The 17,897-nt window shown below is 41.9% G+C and carries 18 protein-coding genes; 16 read left to right on the top strand and 2 right to left on the bottom strand.

The genetic code is table 11. From position 1 onward, the window contains the following. Positions 1 to 81 precede the first annotated feature (81 nt). The 14 genes from MMY79_RS14660 (at position 82) to MMY79_RS14595 (ending at position 13,538) form a co-directional block, all read left to right on the top strand. Positions 82 to 387 (top strand): non-heme iron oxygenase ferredoxin subunit, encoded by a 306-nt coding sequence (locus MMY79_RS14660; protein WP_004794037.1) that lies wholly within the window; start codon positions 82 to 84, stop codon positions 385 to 387. A 27-nt stretch (positions 388 to 414) separates the two neighbouring features. Next, positions 415 to 714: a recombinase-like helix-turn-helix domain-containing protein gene (locus MMY79_RS14655; protein WP_252609767.1), complete on the top strand. Its 300-nt coding sequence runs from the start codon at positions 415 to 417 to the stop codon at positions 712 to 714. 16 nt (positions 715 to 730) lie between these two features. Beyond that, positions 731 to 1,798: an aromatic ring-hydroxylating dioxygenase subunit alpha gene (locus MMY79_RS14650; RefSeq protein WP_252609766.1), complete on the top strand. Its 1,068-nt coding sequence runs from the start codon at positions 731 to 733 to the stop codon at positions 1,796 to 1,798. Continuing rightward, positions 1,791 to 2,555, top strand: a complete 765-nt coding sequence (locus MMY79_RS14645) for an SDR family oxidoreductase (protein ID WP_252609765.1) — start codon at positions 1,791 to 1,793, stop codon at positions 2,553 to 2,555. Before MMY79_RS14650 ends, MMY79_RS14645 begins: the two co-directional genes overlap by 8 nt. Before the next feature lie 11 nt (positions 2,556 to 2,566). Then, a complete protein-coding gene (locus MMY79_RS14640; protein ID WP_252609764.1) occupies positions 2,567 to 3,496 on the top strand; it encodes a VOC family protein in 930 nt (309 codons plus the stop codon). Positions 3,497 to 3,524: 28 nt separating this feature from the next. Then, a complete protein-coding gene (locus MMY79_RS14635; protein ID WP_252609763.1) occupies positions 3,525 to 4,736 on the top strand; it encodes an FAD-dependent oxidoreductase in 1,212 nt (403 codons plus the stop codon). Between the two features lie 42 nt (positions 4,737 to 4,778). Next, a complete protein-coding gene (locus MMY79_RS14630; RefSeq protein ID WP_252609762.1) occupies positions 4,779 to 6,002 on the top strand; it encodes an MFS transporter in 1,224 nt (407 codons plus the stop codon). A 23-nt stretch (positions 6,003 to 6,025) separates the two neighbouring features. Continuing rightward, entirely contained in the window at positions 6,026 to 6,547 is a 522-nt protein-coding gene (locus tag MMY79_RS14625; RefSeq protein WP_252609761.1) for a cupin domain-containing protein, read from the top strand. Between the two features lie 36 nt (positions 6,548 to 6,583). Further along, positions 6,584 to 7,408 (top strand): alpha/beta hydrolase, encoded by an 825-nt coding sequence (locus MMY79_RS14620; protein WP_252609760.1) that lies wholly within the window; start codon positions 6,584 to 6,586, stop codon positions 7,406 to 7,408. 15 nt (positions 7,409 to 7,423) lie between these two features. After that, positions 7,424 to 8,218 carry an SDR family oxidoreductase gene (locus MMY79_RS14615; RefSeq protein ID WP_252609758.1) on the top strand — a complete coding sequence of 265 codons (795 nt, stop codon included), beginning with the start codon at positions 7,424 to 7,426 and terminating at the stop codon, positions 8,216 to 8,218. A gap of 15 nt (positions 8,219 to 8,233) precedes the next feature. Beyond that, complete coding sequence (locus MMY79_RS14610) at positions 8,234 to 9,025, top strand: aspartate dehydrogenase (RefSeq protein WP_252609756.1); 792 nt, start codon at positions 8,234 to 8,236, stop codon at positions 9,023 to 9,025. A gap of 13 nt (positions 9,026 to 9,038) precedes the next feature. Next, the gene (locus tag MMY79_RS14605) at positions 9,039 to 10,505 is read left to right on the top strand and encodes an aldehyde dehydrogenase (RefSeq protein ID WP_252609754.1); all 1,467 of its coding nucleotides are present in this window, start codon (positions 9,039 to 9,041) and stop codon (positions 10,503 to 10,505) included. Positions 10,506 to 10,545: 40 nt separating this feature from the next. Continuing rightward, positions 10,546 to 12,186, top strand: a complete 1,641-nt coding sequence (locus MMY79_RS14600) for a thiamine pyrophosphate-binding protein (RefSeq protein ID WP_252609752.1) — start codon at positions 10,546 to 10,548, stop codon at positions 12,184 to 12,186. 155 nt (positions 12,187 to 12,341) lie between these two features. After that, entirely contained in the window at positions 12,342 to 13,538 is a 1,197-nt protein-coding gene (locus MMY79_RS14595; protein ID WP_252609744.1) for a hypothetical protein, read from the top strand. Positions 13,539 to 13,597: 59 nt separating this feature from the next. Here the strand turns inward: MMY79_RS14595 and MMY79_RS14590 are convergent, their stop codons facing one another. After that, positions 13,598 to 14,896, bottom strand: coding sequence for an MFS transporter (locus MMY79_RS14590; protein WP_252609741.1), 1,299 nt, complete (start codon positions 14,894 to 14,896; stop codon positions 13,598 to 13,600). Positions 14,897 to 15,131: 235 nt separating this feature from the next. On the opposite strand from MMY79_RS14590, the gene def reads away from it, so the two are divergent. Together def and MMY79_RS14580 are read left to right on the top strand one after the other, a co-directional pair. Then, positions 15,132 to 15,614 (top strand): peptide deformylase, encoded by a 483-nt coding sequence (def, locus tag MMY79_RS14585; protein WP_252609739.1) that lies wholly within the window; start codon positions 15,132 to 15,134, stop codon positions 15,612 to 15,614. A gap of 177 nt (positions 15,615 to 15,791) precedes the next feature. Then, positions 15,792 to 17,114 carry a glutaminase gene (locus MMY79_RS14580; protein WP_252609737.1) on the top strand — a complete coding sequence of 441 codons (1,323 nt, stop codon included), beginning with the start codon at positions 15,792 to 15,794 and terminating at the stop codon, positions 17,112 to 17,114. On the opposite strand, the gene MMY79_RS14575 is transcribed toward MMY79_RS14580, so the two are convergent. After that, positions 17,081 to 17,869 (bottom strand): helix-turn-helix transcriptional regulator, encoded by a 789-nt coding sequence (locus MMY79_RS14575; RefSeq protein WP_252609735.1) that lies wholly within the window; start codon positions 17,867 to 17,869, stop codon positions 17,081 to 17,083. The genes MMY79_RS14580 and MMY79_RS14575 overlap by 34 nt on opposite strands. Positions 17,870 to 17,897: the final 28 nt, after the last annotated feature.

Here is a 17,897-nt window from a genome sequence, read left to right as displayed (position 1 = left end):
ATGATCAAGCAGATTATGCTTAGCTCATGTTTTGAAAATCAAATTATGTTTTGTATATAAAACAAAATGAGGACGCAAGGTATGAGTTGGATCTCAGTTTGTCAGCAGGGTGACATTAGCGAAGATGAGCCGAAAGCCATCGAAATTGAAGGAAAGAAAATAGGCGTATTTTTTGTCGATGAAAATTACTTTGCTATCGAAAATGTTTGCCCTCATGCGTATGCCTTATTAACCGAAGGATTTATCGAAGATCAAACTGTTGAATGTCCATTGCACGAAGCAATTTTTGACATTCAGACAGGTGAGCTCAAAAGTGGACCCGGGTGTAGAAACCTATGTACTTACCCAGTTCGTGTTGAAGGACAGGATATTCAAATTCAACTCTAGTCCTCTCATGTACAAGGAAGCAGAACAATGAAGACATTTAATGAAAAGTTGGCAAGCTGGATTCATGCAACGCCATCAACTGAAGCAGGCATCAACAATATTCAAGTTCCAGGCCGATCTGAATTGTTGGTTTGGCAAACACGTTATAAAGAACCGACTCTCTATGAACAAGATTTTGTAAAGAACTTGATTCAGGCATTTTCTGCGGGCGCAACAGAATTAGATCATGTTGTTTCTGCACTTAATCAGCAAGGTTTCCGTGGTGAATCTGGTGATGAGTGGACTTCTGCAAGCTTTACAGAAGAAATGCAACGTTTAGGTTATTGAGTCAGGGAAGAATAAAATGAACGCAATCGTATCAACTTCACAAAGTGCTGAAGAATATTTAGAACTTGGTTTACGCGACCAATGGCATCCGGTTTTAGCAAGTTGGGAAGTCGCTGCTAATCCAGTTGGAATTACTCGTTTAGGTGAAAACATTGTGGTTTGGCGTGATGCCGAAGGTCAGGTTCATGCGCTTGAAGATCGCTGTCCGCACCGCGGTGCTCGTCTTTCCCTTGGTTGGAACTTGGGTGACCGAGTTGCTTGCTGGTATCACGGTGTTGAAGTTCGTGCTGATGGTGTGGTTGCTGATGTGCCAGCCGTTCATGAATGTCCAATGACTGGAACTAAATGTTTAAAGAATTATCCGGTAATTGAGCAACATGGCGCAATCTTTATTTGGTTTGGTATTGATGCAAATGAACAGCCAAAACAGCTTGAGTTTCCAGAGCAACTTGCAAGCGAAGAGTGGAGCGCATTTCTTTGCCAAGCAGATTGGAAAGTAAACCATCAATACGCCATTGATAACGTGATGGACCCAATGCATGGGACCTATTTACACTGTACTTCACATTCTATGGCAGATGGTGAACGTACCGCAGAGATGAAGCACCGCACAACCGATAATGGCTTCGTTTTTGAAAAAGAAGGCCAAACAGGTGTGAACTTCGACTGGGTCGAATATGGTTCAACAGGTGCAAGTTGGTTACGTCTTTCAATTCCATATCGTAAACAATTTGGTCCAGGTGGTGAATTCTGGATTGTGGGTTATGCAACTCCAATTGATGCTAACAATACTCGCGTATTTTTCTGGCGTTGTCGTAAGGTAAACGGCTGGCAACGTAATGTATGGCGCTTCTTATATCGCAATCATTTAGAGCAGTTGCATTGGGACGTATTGGAACAAGACCGAATTATTTTAGAAAACCTTGCACCAAATGCACGTGAAAAAGAGTTCCTCTATCAACACGATGTTGGCCTTGCTCGTTTACGCCGTTTAATGAAAAAAGAAGCTGAGAAGCAATTAAAGAAAATTGCTGCGCTAAATGCATCAAACCGTATCGAGATGCAGGAAGAAGCTCATGGCTAATGTAGCGTTGCTGCAAGGCAAAAAAGTTTTAGTGACTGGTGCTGCACGTGGTTTAGGCCGAGATTTCGCTCAAGCCATTGCTGAGGCAGGTGCTGAAGTTGTGATGGCAGATATTCTATCTGACTTGGTGCAACAAGAAGCACAAGCGTTACAGAAACAAGGGTTAAACGTTCATGCTGTTACTGTTGACCTTGCCAATGCAGACTCTATTGAAAATGCGGTTACAAAAAGCGTGGAAGTATTACAAGGACTAGATGGCCTTGTGAACTGTGCGGCACTGGCAACCAATGTCGGTGGAAAAAATATGATTGATTACGATCCTGAACTTTGGGATCGGGTCATGAATATTAATGTGAAAGGTACATGGCTCATCAGTAAGACATGCGTTCCCCATTTAAAGCAATCGGCTGCCGGCAAAATTATTAATGTTGCTTCTGATACAGCACTTTGGGGCGCACCGAACCTGATGGCTTATGTTGCGAGTAAAGGTGCAATCGTTGCCATGACGCGTTCAATGGCAAGAGAGTTGGGGCAGTCCAATATTTGCGTAAACACGTTGTCTCCAGGGTTAACTCTGGTTGAAGCAACCGAGTATGTACCTCAAGAACGTCATGATTTATATGTCAACGGAAGAGCGATTCAACGTCAGCAACTTCCACAAGATTTAAATGGAACAGCATTGTATCTACTGTCGGATTTGTCCTCTTTTGTGACAGGTCAAAATATTCCGGTCAATGGCGGTTTTGTCTTTAACTAAGGAGTGGTCAAATGATTACAGGGATCGAGATTTTAAAGTTTGGAGTTGAAGATAGAGCCGCTTCAAACAAGTTTTTAGCAGATTTTGGTTTAAGCAAAAGTACTTCGGATATTGAAGGTACAGATCTTTACCAAACTCAAAATGGCAGCAAGATTTATCTATTTAATTGTGATGATGCGCGTTTGCCCGCTGCAATTGAACAAGGTTCAACTTTACGTGAAGTGACTTGGGGCGTTGATAGTGCTCAAGACCTTGAAGACTTGGCAGCTCGTTTGGCTGATGTAGAAGGTTTTAAACGTTCTGAAAATACAGTTCAGTGTCTTGACCCAAATGGCATGACCATTCGTTTTGAACAAAGCTTTGTTAAAGATGTGTCTGAACTCAAAACGCAAGGCATTAACCAATATGGCAACATTCAACGTGTTAATGCAGCAAGTCCTGTCTATGAAAAAGGTCAGCCTGTTGCGATTGGACATGTGGTGTTCTTTACACCAGATTTGGCAACAACTGAAAACTTCTATATTGAAAAAGTAAGCTTTCATTTATCGGATGCCTATAAAAATCGCGGTGCATTCTTACGTTGTCGCGGTGAAGGTTATCACCATGATTTATTCTTGCTCAGTGTTCCAAATAAACCTGCTGGCTTAAATCATGTTGCGTTTGTAGTACGTGATATTCACGAGGTGATTGGGGGCGGTTTAAATATGAATCGTTCGGAATGGTCAACCTTTATTGGGCCGGGACGTCACCCAATTTCTTCTGCTTATTTCTGGTACGTCAACTCACCATTGGGTGGTGCATTTGAATATTACACCAACGATGACTATTTGACAGAAGAATGGCAGCCACGCGTGGAAGAACATCGTCTAGAGCTTTTCACCGAATGGGCGATTGAAGGTGGTCTTGATGACACAACTCGCCGTCAGGTGAAGCCTGTTTAACAGGTATTGCTGAACAAGGAAGATGGCTATGGAAAAGATCGTAATTGTAGGTGCCGGACAGGCAGCGGGTTGGGCAGTAAGTACCTTACGTCAAAATGGTTATATTGGCGAAATTCACGTGGTTTCAAATGAAAATCAAGTGTTTTATGAGCGTCCGCCACTGTCTAAGCAAGTACTTTCAAAAGAAGCAACTTATGAAAGTTTGAATCTGTTTTCTCCTGAGCAAGTTCAAGAATTCAATATTCACTGGCACAAGCCGGAAATTGCGACAAAAGTCGACCGTGAACAAAAACAGGTTCATCTCGAAAGTGGTCAGGTTTTGCCCTATGACAAATTACTGATTGCAACTGGAAGTCGTGCACGTGTGCCAGTGAATACATGGCAGTTCATTCCAAATGTTGTGACCTTACGTAATGTCTATGACTGTGAACGCTTGGCTAAAATTTTAAAGAATGCAAAGAATGTTGCTGTGATTGGCGGCGGATGGATTGGTCTTGAAATTGCTGCAACTGCACGTAAGCAAGGTAAAGAAGTTCATATTTTTGAATATGGCGACCGTTTATGTGCAAGAAGTGTGAGTCCTGAAGTCTCTGCATTTTTAAAAAATATGCATGAGACTCAAGGTACACAAATTCATTTAGACAGCAAGAGCCTTCATTTGGTTGAAGCTCCAGATAAAAAAGTTGAAGTGGTAAACCACCCTCAAAATAGTCAGTTATTTGACTGTGTTGTGGTAGGTGCGGGTGCTGAAATTGCCAAAGAGTTAGGTGTACATGCTGGTCTCGATGTGAAAGATGGCATTGTGGTGAATTGCTTTGGGCAAACTTCAGATCAAAACATTTATGCCGCAGGCGATGTCGCAATTCATCCGAGCTTGGGCTACTGCATCCAGTCTTGGGCAAATGCACAAAATCAGGCAATTGCCACAGCGAAGTCGATGCTCGGAATTGAAACTGAATATAGTGATATTCCATGGCTTTGGTCTGATCAATATCACTTCAATATTCAGATTTTAGGAACATATCAGCCTGAAAAAACCAAAGAAGTGGTGATTCGCCAAGGTGGTGAAGATCAGGTGAGCTATTTATATCTGGACCATGAAAATCGTTTGCTCAACATGATTGCCGTTAATGATTCTAAACTGGTCAAACTGGCAAAGCGTTGGATGCAAGCCAACACCATTTTAGATCCAAACCTGTTAGCAGATTCTGAATTTAATGTCATGAAGTTAAAACCGTAAACATTAAATCTGGTTCTCATTACCAAATCGAAGGAATGACACATGAGTAATGAAGAAAAAAGTGGATTGAAGCATTGGGTACCTGCTTTTGTCCTTATGGTGTGTGTGGTACTGGCATTTTTCGACAAGATTAGTATTGCGGTTTTATTTTCAGATCCTCATTTTCAAAGTGCAATGGGAATTGCTGAAGATAAGGCCAAGCTCGGATGGCTCATGACAAGTTTCTTGCTTGCTTATGGTTTTTCATCAGTTTTTCTAAGCTTTTTGGGTGACATTTTTAACCCAAAGAAAATGCTGTTTTGGAGCGTAACGTCGTGGGGTTTACTCATGTTTTGCATGGGATTTACTACCAGTTACTCAGGCATGTTGATTTTACGTGTGTTACTTGGTTTGGCAGAAGGTCCATTGTTTGCTTTGGCCTATGCCATTGTTAAGCAGACTTATACAGACCGCCAGCAAGCACGTGCTTCAACCATGTTCTTACTTGGAACGCCAATTGGTGCATTTCTCGGGTTCCCAATCACGGCAAATGTCTTGGCGCACCATGACTGGCATACCACTTTTTTTGTGATGGCTGGTTTAACACTAATCGCCATTTTCAGTATTGTTTTTGGCCTACGTAATTTGCAACTTAAGAAAACTGTCGAAATTGATGGTGAGAGTAAACGTACCAATTTCAAAGGTCACATTGCCAATACTAAATTGCTCTTAAGCAATAGTGCATTCTGGTTGGTTTGTCTCTTTAACATTGCTTTGATGACATATTTATGGGGCTTAAATAGCTGGGTTCCTTCTTATCTTATTCAAGACAAAGGATTCAATCTCAAAGAATTTGGGATGTATTCAAGCTTTCCATTCATTGCCATGTTAATTGGCGAAATCATCGGTGCATTCTTATCTGACAAGTTAGGTCGCCGCGCCATTCAAGTATTTAGCGGCTTATTACTCGCGGGCATTTTCATGTATGTGATGGTTCTTATGACCGAGCCATTATTGATTATTGCTGCTATGTCTTTAAGTGCTATGGCGTGGGGTTTTGGAGTAGCGGCTATATTTGCTCTGCTTGCAAAAGTAACGACTTCAAATGTAGGGGCGACTGCGGGTGGAATATTCAACGGTTTAGGTAATTTTGCAAGTGCAATTGCACCTGTTCTTATCGGTTACATCGTGATGCAAACACATAGTTTTAATTTGGGAATTACCTTCTTGGCTGCTGTCGCTGTCATTGGATCGTTGTTCTTGGTTCCTCTCTTAAAACGTTATTAATTCACTGTATAGGAGTTTAAAAAATGACTACACAACAATTCGAATCGTGGGCACAACCAGAAAATGCTTCTTTAGAAGATTGGTTAAACACGCGTATTGCTCGCTTTGAAACACGTAAATATGACTTTGATGCTTTGAAGTTCCAAGCGGATTACGACCCGAAATATCGCCGTGCACAAATGCGTTACATGGGTACGGGTGCAACAGGTGTTGTAAATGACGGCAACACTGTACCAGCAGAAAACTTCACATTTTCAACCATGGTTTTGCCACCACAGTGTGAAGGTCCTTTGCACATTCACCACGATGTTGAAGAAGTTTTCTTTATGCTTCGCGGCGAAATTGATTTGTTCATTGAGCACAACGGTGAAAAATTTGAGACCCGTTTAAAAGAGCGTGACCTGATTTCAATTCCACCGGGAATTTACCGTGGTCTGTTTAACCCAGGTCAAGAAGATGCCTTGATGTGTGTGATGTTGGGAACAGGTAAACCCACCATTCCGAACTATCCACCAGAGCATCCATTGTCTCAAATCAAACGTTAATTGTTTGATGAAGTGAATGAAAGGAAAGAATTGAAAATGATGACACTCATTGAAAAGTTAGCAGAATTTCCAGTGAAAATGGTCACTGTTCAAGGCCAGCAACAAGCTTATCGTGAAGCGGGTCAGGGCGAGTACCTTGTACTTTTGCATGGCATTAGTTCAGGTTCTGCTTCATGGGTGAATCAACTTGAAGTGTTGTCTCATCATTTTCATGTCGTTGCCTGGGATGCACCGGGCTATGGCAAATCAGATGAACTTTTAACTGATCAACCCAATGCTACCGACTACGCAAAGCGTTTGGCAGCATTGTTAGATGTTTTAAAAATTGAAAAAGCAATTGTGGTCGGACACTCATTAGGTGCCTTACAGGCGAGTGCATTTGCTGCACTTTACCCAGAGCGAGTGGAACACTTGGTTGTCGCTAACTTAGCTCAAGGCTACCAACGCCACGATGAACAGACACAAACTCAGGTTTTTGAAAAAAGACCAAAAATGTTGAAAGAGTTAGGTGCTAAAGGAATGGCCGAAAGCCGTGGGCCTCATTTGATTTATAAACAAGAACCACAAGCCTTAGCTTTAGTTTCAGAGGTGATGCAACAGTTGACCCTAAAGGGGTTCACACATGCATCGTACTTACTGGCATATGACGAAATACGTAATTATTTAACTCATTTAAAAGTCCCATGCACAGTGATTGCAGGGCAGCAAGATCAAATCACTCCTGCGTTAGGTATACAAGCGCTTGCTCAGGAATTGCAGTTGGAACAGCGCTTCGTCATAGAAGATGCAGGACATTTAAGTTATGTCGACCAACCGCAAGCATTTAACCAAATTATGTTGACGATTCAGGAACAATCGTAAGAGAGATTAAGGATTATGAGCTTCCAAGTTGAAGAAAAAGTTGCAGTTGTTACCGGTGGCTCATCTGGGATTGGGCTGGCTGCTGTTGAAATACTGGTTGCAGAGGGTGCAAAAGTAGCTTGGTGTGGTCGCGATGAAGAACGTTTAAATGCGTCTAAGCACTATATTTTAGAAAAATTTCCGCAAGCCAATATTTTTACCAAAGCATGTAATGTGTTGAAAAAAGAAGAAGTTCAGCAATTTGCTAAAGACGTCAAACTCAATTTGGGCAATGTGGACATGCTCATTAACAATGCTGGGCAAGGGCGTGTTTCAAACTTTGAAAATACGCAAGATGAAGACTGGATGAAAGAAATTGAGCTGAAATATTTCAGTGTTTTACATCCGGTACGGGCTTTTCTTGACGACTTAAAACAGTCAGCAAATGCCTCAATTACCAATGTGAACTCGTTACTAGCATTGCAGCCAGAGCCACATATGATTGCGACTTCATCTGCACGCGCTGCACTGTTGAATTTAACCCATTCTTTGGCACATGAGTTTACTCAATATGGCGTTCGTGTGAACTCGATTTTACTTGGAATGGTTGAGTCTGCGCAGTGGAAACGTCGTTATGAAACTCGTTCAGATTTGAATCTGTCTTGGGAGGAATGGACTGGCAATATCGCAAAAAACCGCGGTATTCCCATGCAGCGTTTAGGTCGTCCAGAAGAACCTGCACGTGCTTTAGTTTTCTTGGCATCACCATTGGCATCTTACACCACAGGTTCGGCAATAGATGTCTCGGGTGGTTTTAATAAACATTTATAAATATTAGGTGCTGTCATGAAAAAGTTGATGATGATTGGTTTTGGCGCAATGGCAGCAGAAGTGTATGCCCATTTGCCTCAAGATCTGCAACTCAAATGGATTGTAGTGCCATCTCGCAGCATTGAAAAAGTTCAATCGCAAGTGTCTTCTGACATTCAAGTGATTTCAGATATTGAGCAATGTGATGGTACGCCAGACTATGTCATTGAAGTGGCAGGTCAAGCAGCAGTGAAAGAACATGCTCAAAAAGTTTTAGCGAAAGGCTGGACCATTGGTCTGATTTCGGTGGGTACTTTGGCTGATAGCGAATTTTTAATTCAGCTTAAACAAACTGCCGAAAAAAATGATGCCCATCTGCATTTACTTGCAGGGGCTATCGCAGGCATTGACGGTATTTCTGCGGCTAAAGAAGGTGGTTTGCAAAAAGTCACTTACAAGGGCTGTAAAAGCCCAAAAAGCTGGAAGGGCAGTTATGCAGAGCAATTGGTCGATTTAGACCATGTTGCTGAAGCTACAGTCTTTTTCACAGGAACTGCGCGTGAAGCTGCGACCAAATTTCCAGCCAATGCCAACGTTGCAGCAACGATTGCACTTGCAGGGCTTGGAATGGATGAAACCATGGTTGAGTTAACTGTTGATCCAGCCATCAACAAAAACAAACACACCATTGTGGTAGAAGGTGGCTTTGGGCAAATGACCATTGAACTGGTGGGCGTGCCGTTGCCAAGTAACCCGAAAACATCAACTTTGGCTGCGCTTAGCGTGATTCGTGCTTGTCGCAACAGTGTAGAAGCAATACAGATTTAAGAAGGATTTGATCATGGCGAAGGAAATTTATATTGCAGGTGAATGGCGATTAGGCCGTGGTGCAGTCATTCAAAGCCTGTTTCCGGCAGATCAGTCGGTTAATGCAGAGCTTTCAACAGCAACGCTTGATGATGTAAATGAAGCAATTGAAAAAGCAGATCAGGCTTGGCGTCAACCAAGCTGGAGAAACAGCTTGCCGCATGAGCGTGCGCGTATTCTCTACAAAGTTGCAGACATTATTGAAGCGCGTGTAGACGAATTAGCGAAATTACAAACACGTGATAATGGTAAGCCTTTAACCGAAACTCGTGGTTTGGTGATGAGCGCTGCGGCGACTGCACGTTATGTTGCAGCAGCATGTGAAACGTTGAACGATGAGCTCACTACTCAACGTGCTCCAGACTTTATGACCATGAGCGTGCATGAACCTGTGGGCGTTGTGGCAGCCATTACCCCTTGGAACTCTCCAATTGCGAGTGAAGTTCAAAAGCTTGCTCCAGCTTTGGCAGCGGGAAATGCAGTGGTGTTAAAACCAGCAGAAGCAACTTCACTGATTGCCTTAGAGCTTGCCAAAATTTTTGAAGAAGCAGGCTTACCAAAAGGTTTACTCAGTGTGTTGGTTGGTCGTGGTTCTGTGATTGGTGACGCAATTGCTCAACATCCATTGGTTCGTAAAATTTCTTTTACGGGTGGAACAAGCACGGGTCGTCATTTGGCACATATTGCCGCAGATAAATTGATTACCACTTCACTTGAGTTGGGTGGAAAGTCACCAACCATCGTTTTACCTGATGCAGATGTCGAACTGGCTGCGAAAGGTGTGGCGTACGGAATTTTTAGCTCGGCAGGCCAAGCGTGTATTGCAGGTTCTCGCTTGTTTATTCATAGCAGTCTTTACGATCAGTTTTTAACGCGTCTGGTAGAAATTACCAAAGGCTTACGCGTGGGCCATCCGGAACAGGTTGGTGTGCATTTAGGGCCACTTGTAAATGACAAACATTTGCAGTCAGTTGACCGCTATGTGCAGCTTGCCAAAAGCGAAGGTGGTCAGATTCTGATTGGTGGTGAAGCGCTTACGACTGGTGACTATGCCAAAGGAAGTTATTACTTACCAACCATTATCACGGGTTTAAATAACAGTGCTCAAACTTGTCAGGAAGAAATTTTTGGCCCTGTTTTAGTCGTTATGAAATATGACAACGAGCAAGATTTAATTGCCCAAGCCAATGACAGTTGTTTTGGCCTTGCCGCAGGCATCTGGACTGAAAGCTATCGCAAAGCTTGGCGCATCGCACGTGCCTTAGAAGTGGGAACGGTGTGGATTAATACCTACAAAAAATTCTCGATTAGTGCGCCGTTTGGTGGCTTTAAAGACAGTGGTATCGGGCGCGAAAAAGGCCGTTTGGGCATTTTATCGTACATGCAACAAAAGAGTATTTATATGGGGCTGAATGAACAGCCTAACCCTTGGTGCGATTAATAAATTCAAGGACTGAAAAAACAAATTTTGAGGAACAGACATGACTGAACGTGTAAATGTAGGCGAAGCAATCGCAAGAGTTTTAGAAGCGCACCAAGTTGATAGTATTTATGGTGTTATTTCCATCCACAATTTACCTATTGCCGATGCAGTAGGGCGCCGTGAAAAAATGCGTTTTGTCGCAGCACGCGGTGAGGCTGGCGCAGTCACCATGGCAGATGCACACTCACGCTTTAAAGGCCTAGGTGTAGCGTTAACCAGTACGGGTGCTGGTGCAGGTAATGCGGTGGGTTCACTCATTGAAGCAATGAACGCGGGTAGCCCTGTATTGCATTTAACGGGTCAAGTTGAGCGTGAATATCTCGACCGTGATGCAAGCTTCATTCATGAAACTAAAGACCAACTTACGTTTTTACGTGCATCAAGCAAAGCGGCATTCCGAATTACTAGTCCAGACAATGCTGTTGGCGTGATTCGTGAAGCAATTCGAGTAGCAACTACAGTTCCAATGGGACCGGTAAGTGTTGAGTTACCCATTGATGTACAAGCAGCAGAAATCGATTTGCCACTTAATCTTGGGCCAGTGAAAGCACTTGAGTTGCCACAGGCAGAGCAAGTTGAAATTGATCTTCTTGTCAGTGAAATCAAAAAAGCAAAGCGCCCGATTTTCTGGATTGGTGGTGGAACTTTAAACAGTGTTGCTGAAGTTAAAGCAATTGCAGATTTAGGTATTCCGGTGGTGTCGTCTACGCATGGCCGCGGTGTGTTGGCAGATGATCATCCACGTAGCTTAGGTGCTTTCCATAACTCAGCAGGTGTGGAGCAGTTATTAAAAGATGCTGACTTAATGGTTGTTGTGGGTTCACGTTTACGTAGTAATGAAACTAAAACCTATTCGGTTGAGTTCCCTGAAAATATTATTCAGGTAGATGCAAACCCAGTGGCTCAGCAACGTAATTACAAAATCCGAAACTTCATTTGTGGCGATGCCAAAGATGTCTTAACACGTGTGTTAGAACAGCTTCAAGGAACCTCAAAAATCGATGCCGATTACGATGCTGCTGTAGTGGCTGCTAAACAGGCTGCAATTGATGCACTGCGTAAGCAAATCGACCAATATGCTTTAATTTGTGATCACTTACGTGCAGCTTTACCGCAAGATGGCATTTTTGTACGAGACATTACCATGTCGGGTAGCACATGGGGCAGCCGTTTATTCCCTGTACAAGCACCAAACCAAAACATTCACTCACTTGCGGGTGCAATTGGTTTAGGTCTTGCAACTGCAATCGGTGCTTCGGTAGCCAACCCTGACAAAAAAGTGATTGGTTTAGTCGGCGATGGCGGCTTAATGCTTGGCATTGGTGAGATTGCAACCATGGTGCAAGAAAACACCAACATGGTTTTGATGATTATGAATGACGGTGGCTATGGTGTAATGCGTGGCATTCAAAATAACTACTTTGGTGGTCGCCAGTATTTCAATGAATTGCATACACCAGACTACAAACTTCTTGGTGAATCAATGGGTGTGAAGAGCTGGAAAGTCGGTAGTGCAGATGAATTTAAAACGGTTATTCAAGAGGCTGTTGCTTTTGAAGGGCCAACCGTGATTGAGCTCGATATGAACTCGATTGGACCATTAAATTTTGCGGGTCCACCGCAAAAGAAACTGTATTAACCAGTTTGGATGGTTTAGTACATATGCGATGGGAGCTGCTAAACCATCCTTTTTTTAGATAAATTTTTTTGTCTAAAAAACAATAAAAACTAAGTTTTACAGGTAAAACAAATAAAGTTCCAGCAGGACGCTGGAACTCAATCAAGGATGTAGAGATGAAAAAGACTTCATTGATCATGGCATTCATTGCGCAGCTTACGCTGGGGGTAAGCGTCAATGCTTTTGCAAAAGATTCATTGCTTGAATGGAAAAGTGATGATGGAACTGACTCATTAAAGTTAGGTGGGGTGGTTCGCTTAAATCAACGTTACGAAGATTGGGAAGGGCCAAACCGTGGTTTTGGTAAGCTCTATTTTGATATTTTCAGGGTTGATCTCAAAGGTAAGTTTGATGATGCTTACATCAACGCCAGCTATCTATTTCAAGATCAACAAAAAACGTCCATTGAAAAAGCATACGTGGGCTATAACTTAGATGCCAATAACAGCATTGAAGCAGGTCTGGTTTATAAACCATTTACGATTTATCCCTATCCGCAAAATGGCTGGACTTACCATATTCCATTCTTTTTAGGTTATGGCAACAATATTGCTCCAGGACTTAACTGGAATTATCATGACAAAGATTGGGATGTAAAACTCGGCTATTACCCGAAAATGTTAGAGACTAACTTGCGTTATTCACCTGAAAGTGCAACTTATGATGACTTGGAAGAAAACGCATTTCCATCTCAAAAAGCCTATCAAAATGAAAAACGCAATCAGGTGAATACCCGTATTGTGCGCAAGTTAGAAACTGATTTTGGTAAGCAAGAGTTTGGTGTATCGGGTGCAATCGCGCAGCTACATAACAAAGTTACCGATAAAGATGGTAAATATTATGCAGTCGGTTTGCACACTGAAAACAACTACAAACGCTTTAATTTACAAAGCTCGGTCATTCACTATCAATACGATGCTAAAAATCCGGACGGTGTAAGTAACGATATGACTTTAATGGGCAATAATGGCTTTACACCTGCTTATTTCATTGCTTCAGAAGGAACGATTGCGAGTTTAAACCTTGCTTATACTTTGCCTGTTACTAGTATGGGTAAGCTAAAAGCCATTAAGTTTTACAATGACTATAGTTACCTTGATAAAAAACGTGATGATTGGTCAGATTCGCAAATGAACACTACAGGTATGATGTTTATTGCTTCACCATTTATGGTTTGGGCAGACTATACGTGGGGTAAAAACTCCAACATTATTGGTGGTTCGACCAACTCAACGGGTTATACCTCTGCAACTTCGCCAAACAGTGATAAATGGCTATATCGTTTAAACTTTAATATTGGGTTTACTTTCTAAAGTGAACCGCAATAAAAAAACCACGCAATCGGCGTGGTTTTTTTTATGAGTTAAAACTTTTAATATCTGTTTTTTTCAAACTTATTCCAAAACACAAAAGCAGTCACAAAGGCCAAAATGGTCAGCGCGAAAATATAATACATCGCACCAATATCACTATATTGACTGAGCCAATGCACTAACGGCAGTGTCATACCACCAACAATCGCATACGACAAATTATAAGAAAATGAAATGCCCGAGAAACGAATAGGTGCAGGGAACATTTTGACCATACTACTCGACACCATGCCGACAGTACCTGAACATAGACCTAACAACATATATAAACCAAAAATGGTTGAGTGTGCGGCATGTCCTAAACTGTTATAAAAAACTGCTGCTGTGAGTGCCACGGCTAGTGCACCGACCATCATGACTTTACCGCAACCAAAACGGTCAGCAAAATAGCCAGCCAAAATACAGCCGACCATTTGCATGACAATGGCGGCACTTTGCATTTCAAAAGTCTGTGCGCGCTCAAAACCAAATGAACCAATCAATAAATTTGGCATGGCTAAAATTACCACCACCACACAGCCTGTTAAAAACCATGTAAATAACATGCCAATCGCAACAGCTGTTTTATGCGTTTTTAGCACTTGCTTGACTGGCATTTCTTTGGAAACTTCTTTACGAGCTTGCATGGCTTTAAACACAGGTGTTTCTTTTAAATAAGTTCGTAAATAAAGTGCGACTAGACCAAAAATACCACCTGCAATGAAAGGAATACGCCATGCCCAGTCATGGATTTGCCCTTCACTAAAATTCAGTGAAATCCATAAAGACATGAGTGCGCCTAGTAAAATTCCTAAAGATAGCCCAGCAGTCAATAAACCATTTGCTAGTCCAATTTTTCTTTCGGGAACATGTTCTGACACAAATGTCCACGCGGCTGGAATTTCACCCCCAATCGCAATACCTTGCACAACACGCATGAGTAGTAAAAGTAGGGGAGCTAAATAACCAATATTTTCAAAAGTGGGCAGAATCCCGATAAACAGGGTAGGCAGCGCCATCAGTAAAATAGAAAGCGAAAATAGTTTTTTACGCCCGACCAGATCACCAAAATGGGCCATTACAACTCCGCCTAAAGGACGAAAAAAGTAACCTGCTGCAAAAATGCCATATGTGTTAAGCATGGCCCAAAAAGGACTAAGCGTGCTGGGGAAAAAGAGGTCGGAAATGATTTTGGCGTAAAACACATAAATCACGAAATCGTAAAATTCTAAAGCTCCACCCAGTGAAGAAAGGGCAAGGGTTCTTTTATCTTCTTTATTAAGATAGTTCGCATCCTGCAAAGTTAAGTCCTGATCCATTTTTTTACTTAATTGTTGTAATTGAAGTTTAGATATTAATGGAAAAGTGAAGTAAAAGTAAATGGAGGAAATTTGTTCTATGAGGAGGTATAGATTTTAATCACACAGATAAAAAAGCTTTAAAACAAAAAACGCATTAGATGAAACAAAAACAGATGTAGGAATGACTTTTCTTTTGAGCCGTTCAGCGACACAATAAAACTTGTCATAGCCAATTTAATGAGAGATTCAAAGGATGAGTGTAGTTTTACCTGTGGCTAAGCGTGGTGAAGATATTTTGACGTTGATTGCTGCTCCTGTCTCGGCAAATGAGCTAAACAGTGATTGGCTTTATCAACTTGCAGCGGCTATGCAAGCAACGATGCTTGAACGTAATGGGGTGGGAATTGCCGCACCGCAAGTTTATATCTCTAAACGAGTCATTATTGTGGCTTCTAGGCCGAACCCACGCTATCCCGACGCACCTGAAATGGACGCTGTGGTGATGGTGAATCCTGAAATTTTAGAGTTCTCAAATGAAACCCTTTTAGGTGAAGAAGGTTGCTTAAGCGTGCCAGATGAACGCGGACAAGTTGAACGCGCAGAAATGGTAAAGGTTAAATATTCAACACTTCGGGGTGAAGTTGTTGAAACGATTTTTCATGGTTTTCCTGCTCGAATTGTTCAACATGAAGTCGATCATTTAAATGGAGTTCTATTTGTAGAAAGAATAATCTAATCTTCTATTTAAAGTTTTTAAAAACGTATAATGAGCTTGAAATAAATAAGTTATCGGAATTACAATACTTATATCGTGATTTTTACTTCACTTAAAAATTATAATTTTAATATTATCAGTAGGTTGTGCTGAAAAATTGCTCGAAAGCGTAAATCTCCTCATTTAAGGTTACTGACCATGAAAACCCCTCTCCCAGATTATTTGGCAAATGTGATAGAAGCCTGTGAGGTAGATAATAGCGGACATCTAGCTGACTATATTCCAGAGTTAGCAAATGCAAATCCAAACCGATTAGCTTTGGCCATGTCTACGGTAGACGGTGAAATTTATTCGATTGGAGATGATGATACTGAATTCACCATTCAATCGATTTCTAAGCCATTTGTATATGCCTATGTTATGCAACAGCTTGGCATTGATGCAGTACTCGATAAAGTAGGAGTGGAACCTTCAGGGGAAGCTTTCAATGAAATTTCATTGGGCAAAGATGGTCGTCCGAAAAACCCGATGATCAACTCTGGCGCAATTACGACACATTCTTTAATTCAAGTTAAACATGGTCTACATAGTGCAGAAATTCTACGCCGTTTTATGAGCGAGCTTGCGGGGCGTGAATTAAGTTTTGATGAGTCTGTCTATGATTCAGAAGTCAAAACGGCTTACCGTAATCTTTCGATCGGTTATATGTTGCGAACTGTCGGAATTTTAGAAACTGATCCTGTCGATATTGTGAACGGTTATATTCGTCAATGTGCGATTTTGGTGACGGTTAAAGATCTGGTACGTATGGGCAGTGTGCTTGCCAATGGAGGGGTTGACCCTAAAACTGGAAAGCGTTTGTTAAACCGATCTGTGGTTAGACAAGTACTCAGTGTCATGATGAGCTGTGGTATGTATGATGCCGCGGGTGACTGGCTTTCAACTGTAGGCATTCCTGCTAAGAGTGGTGTGGCAGGTGGTATTTTAGGTGTGCTGCCGGGTCAGGTCAGTATTGCTGCTTTCTCTCCTCGTTTAGATGAGCATGGTCACAGTATTCGAGGTATCGATATTTTAGAGCGCCTATCTCGTGACATGGGATTACACCTCATGGAAGGTACACCTTCTGCACAAACGATTGTGCAAAGCCATTACCGTACAGGAAAAGATGCTTCATTAAGTGTATATGTGCTTCGCGGCGTATTGAAATTTACCGAAGCTGAAATGTTGTTACGCATTTTACAAGATGAGACGACTGACCAAAGCACAATCGTCATTGATTTAACCCAGATTTCACTGATTCACGATGTGGGTAAGCGTATGTTTTTAGAAGGTGTAGATCGTCTGATTGATGATGGTCATACCCTTGTTTTAGTAGATCCTGAACAACGTTTAGATCATGCGAGAACAGCCAAAGATCGGGAACTTCATGTCTATCATGATTTCGATGATTTATTGGAAAAACATGAGATCCGTTCCAAAAAAAAGACTTATAGCGACATCGTGGCACTTCTAAACTGTTGAGGTGTTTTTCCTAGATGTCGCTTAAACATCGTACTGAACGCGCTGGGGTTGTTATATCCCAGTGATTCAGAAATTTGAGCAATAGATTCACTATTCGCGATTTTACTCAAGGCAAGTGCAATATGCATTTGCTGTACCCACGCCCGATAAGACAGCCCAGTTTCTTTTTGGAACATGCGCATTAAAGTTCTCGAACTCGCACCAATATCATCTGCCCAATCCGTTAAATCTTTTGATTGATTCGGAGCGTGCAATAATGCTTGGCAAATTTTTAATAGTCGTTTGTCTTTTGGCCACGGAATCTGGATAGGCAATAAATTTGCTCGATGAATTTCTTCAAAAATCAGAATTTGCAAAGAACGAGAAAGCTCCTGAGAGGTCGTAATATTAGGTGATTCCTCTCTTTCAATTTCGTTTAAACGAATTAAAAGCTCATGCAAAAGATTGCTCACCCGAATAATAAAGCAATGTTGCCCCATTAAAGCGGCTGCATTTATTTCAACCAGCGCTGTATTTAACTTAACGTGACTGAGTGAAATCACACTGTGCTCGACATGAGCAGGAATCCATAAAGCACACATGGGCGGCACAATCCAGACATTATTTGGTGTAAATACCTGAATGTTTCCTGTTGATGCATACAAAAACTGAGCGCGTGTATGTGTATGAGTCGGCGTGATTTCTCGGTAGGCATGCTCAGAAGATAGCCCAATCACAAGTTCGGACAAATCAGACTGAATAAGAGAATCGGACATAATCTATCCTAAAAATTGTCACTTATAC

Origin of the sequence: Acinetobacter sp. XS-4 (assembly GCF_023920705.1) — a bacterium.
Classification (GTDB): Bacteria; Pseudomonadota; Gammaproteobacteria; order Pseudomonadales; family Moraxellaceae; genus Acinetobacter.
Note: the sequence above shows the minus strand (reverse complement) of the source record. Positions and strands in the feature narration are given on the sequence as shown.

What these genes read in the sequence shown, in the direction of transcription:
- def (WP_252609739.1), top strand. Translation starts at nt 15,132, where the DNA reads ATGAGTGTAGTTTTACCTGTGGCTAAGCGTGGTGAAGATATTTTGACG.
- MMY79_RS14625 (WP_252609761.1), top strand. Translation starts at nt 6,026, where the DNA reads ATGACTACACAACAATTCGAATCGTGGGCACAACCAGAAAATGCTTCT.
- MMY79_RS14630 (WP_252609762.1), top strand. Translation starts at nt 4,779, where the DNA reads ATGAGTAATGAAGAAAAAAGTGGATTGAAGCATTGGGTACCTGCTTTT.
- MMY79_RS14580 (WP_252609737.1), top strand. Translation starts at nt 15,792, where the DNA reads ATGAAAACCCCTCTCCCAGATTATTTGGCAAATGTGATAGAAGCCTGT.
- MMY79_RS14635 (WP_252609763.1), top strand. Translation starts at nt 3,525, where the DNA reads ATGGAAAAGATCGTAATTGTAGGTGCCGGACAGGCAGCGGGTTGGGCA.
- MMY79_RS14645 (WP_252609765.1), top strand. Translation starts at nt 1,791, where the DNA reads ATGGCTAATGTAGCGTTGCTGCAAGGCAAAAAAGTTTTAGTGACTGGT.
- MMY79_RS14615 (WP_252609758.1), top strand. Translation starts at nt 7,424, where the DNA reads ATGAGCTTCCAAGTTGAAGAAAAAGTTGCAGTTGTTACCGGTGGCTCA.
- MMY79_RS14640 (WP_252609764.1), top strand. Translation starts at nt 2,567, where the DNA reads ATGATTACAGGGATCGAGATTTTAAAGTTTGGAGTTGAAGATAGAGCC.
- MMY79_RS14650 (WP_252609766.1), top strand. Translation starts at nt 731, where the DNA reads ATGAACGCAATCGTATCAACTTCACAAAGTGCTGAAGAATATTTAGAA.
- MMY79_RS14575 (WP_252609735.1), bottom strand. Translation starts at nt 17,869, where the DNA reads ATGTCCGATTCTCTTATTCAGTCTGATTTGTCCGAACTTGTGATTGGG.
- MMY79_RS14600 (WP_252609752.1), top strand. Translation starts at nt 10,546, where the DNA reads ATGACTGAACGTGTAAATGTAGGCGAAGCAATCGCAAGAGTTTTAGAA.
- MMY79_RS14660 (WP_004794037.1), top strand. Translation starts at nt 82, where the DNA reads ATGAGTTGGATCTCAGTTTGTCAGCAGGGTGACATTAGCGAAGATGAG.
- MMY79_RS14590 (WP_252609741.1), bottom strand. Translation starts at nt 14,896, where the DNA reads ATGGATCAGGACTTAACTTTGCAGGATGCGAACTATCTTAATAAAGAA.
- MMY79_RS14610 (WP_252609756.1), top strand. Translation starts at nt 8,234, where the DNA reads ATGAAAAAGTTGATGATGATTGGTTTTGGCGCAATGGCAGCAGAAGTG.
- MMY79_RS14655 (WP_252609767.1), top strand. Translation starts at nt 415, where the DNA reads ATGAAGACATTTAATGAAAAGTTGGCAAGCTGGATTCATGCAACGCCA.
- MMY79_RS14620 (WP_252609760.1), top strand. Translation starts at nt 6,584, where the DNA reads ATGATGACACTCATTGAAAAGTTAGCAGAATTTCCAGTGAAAATGGTC.
- MMY79_RS14605 (WP_252609754.1), top strand. Translation starts at nt 9,039, where the DNA reads ATGGCGAAGGAAATTTATATTGCAGGTGAATGGCGATTAGGCCGTGGT.
- MMY79_RS14595 (WP_252609744.1), top strand. Translation starts at nt 12,342, where the DNA reads ATGAAAAAGACTTCATTGATCATGGCATTCATTGCGCAGCTTACGCTG.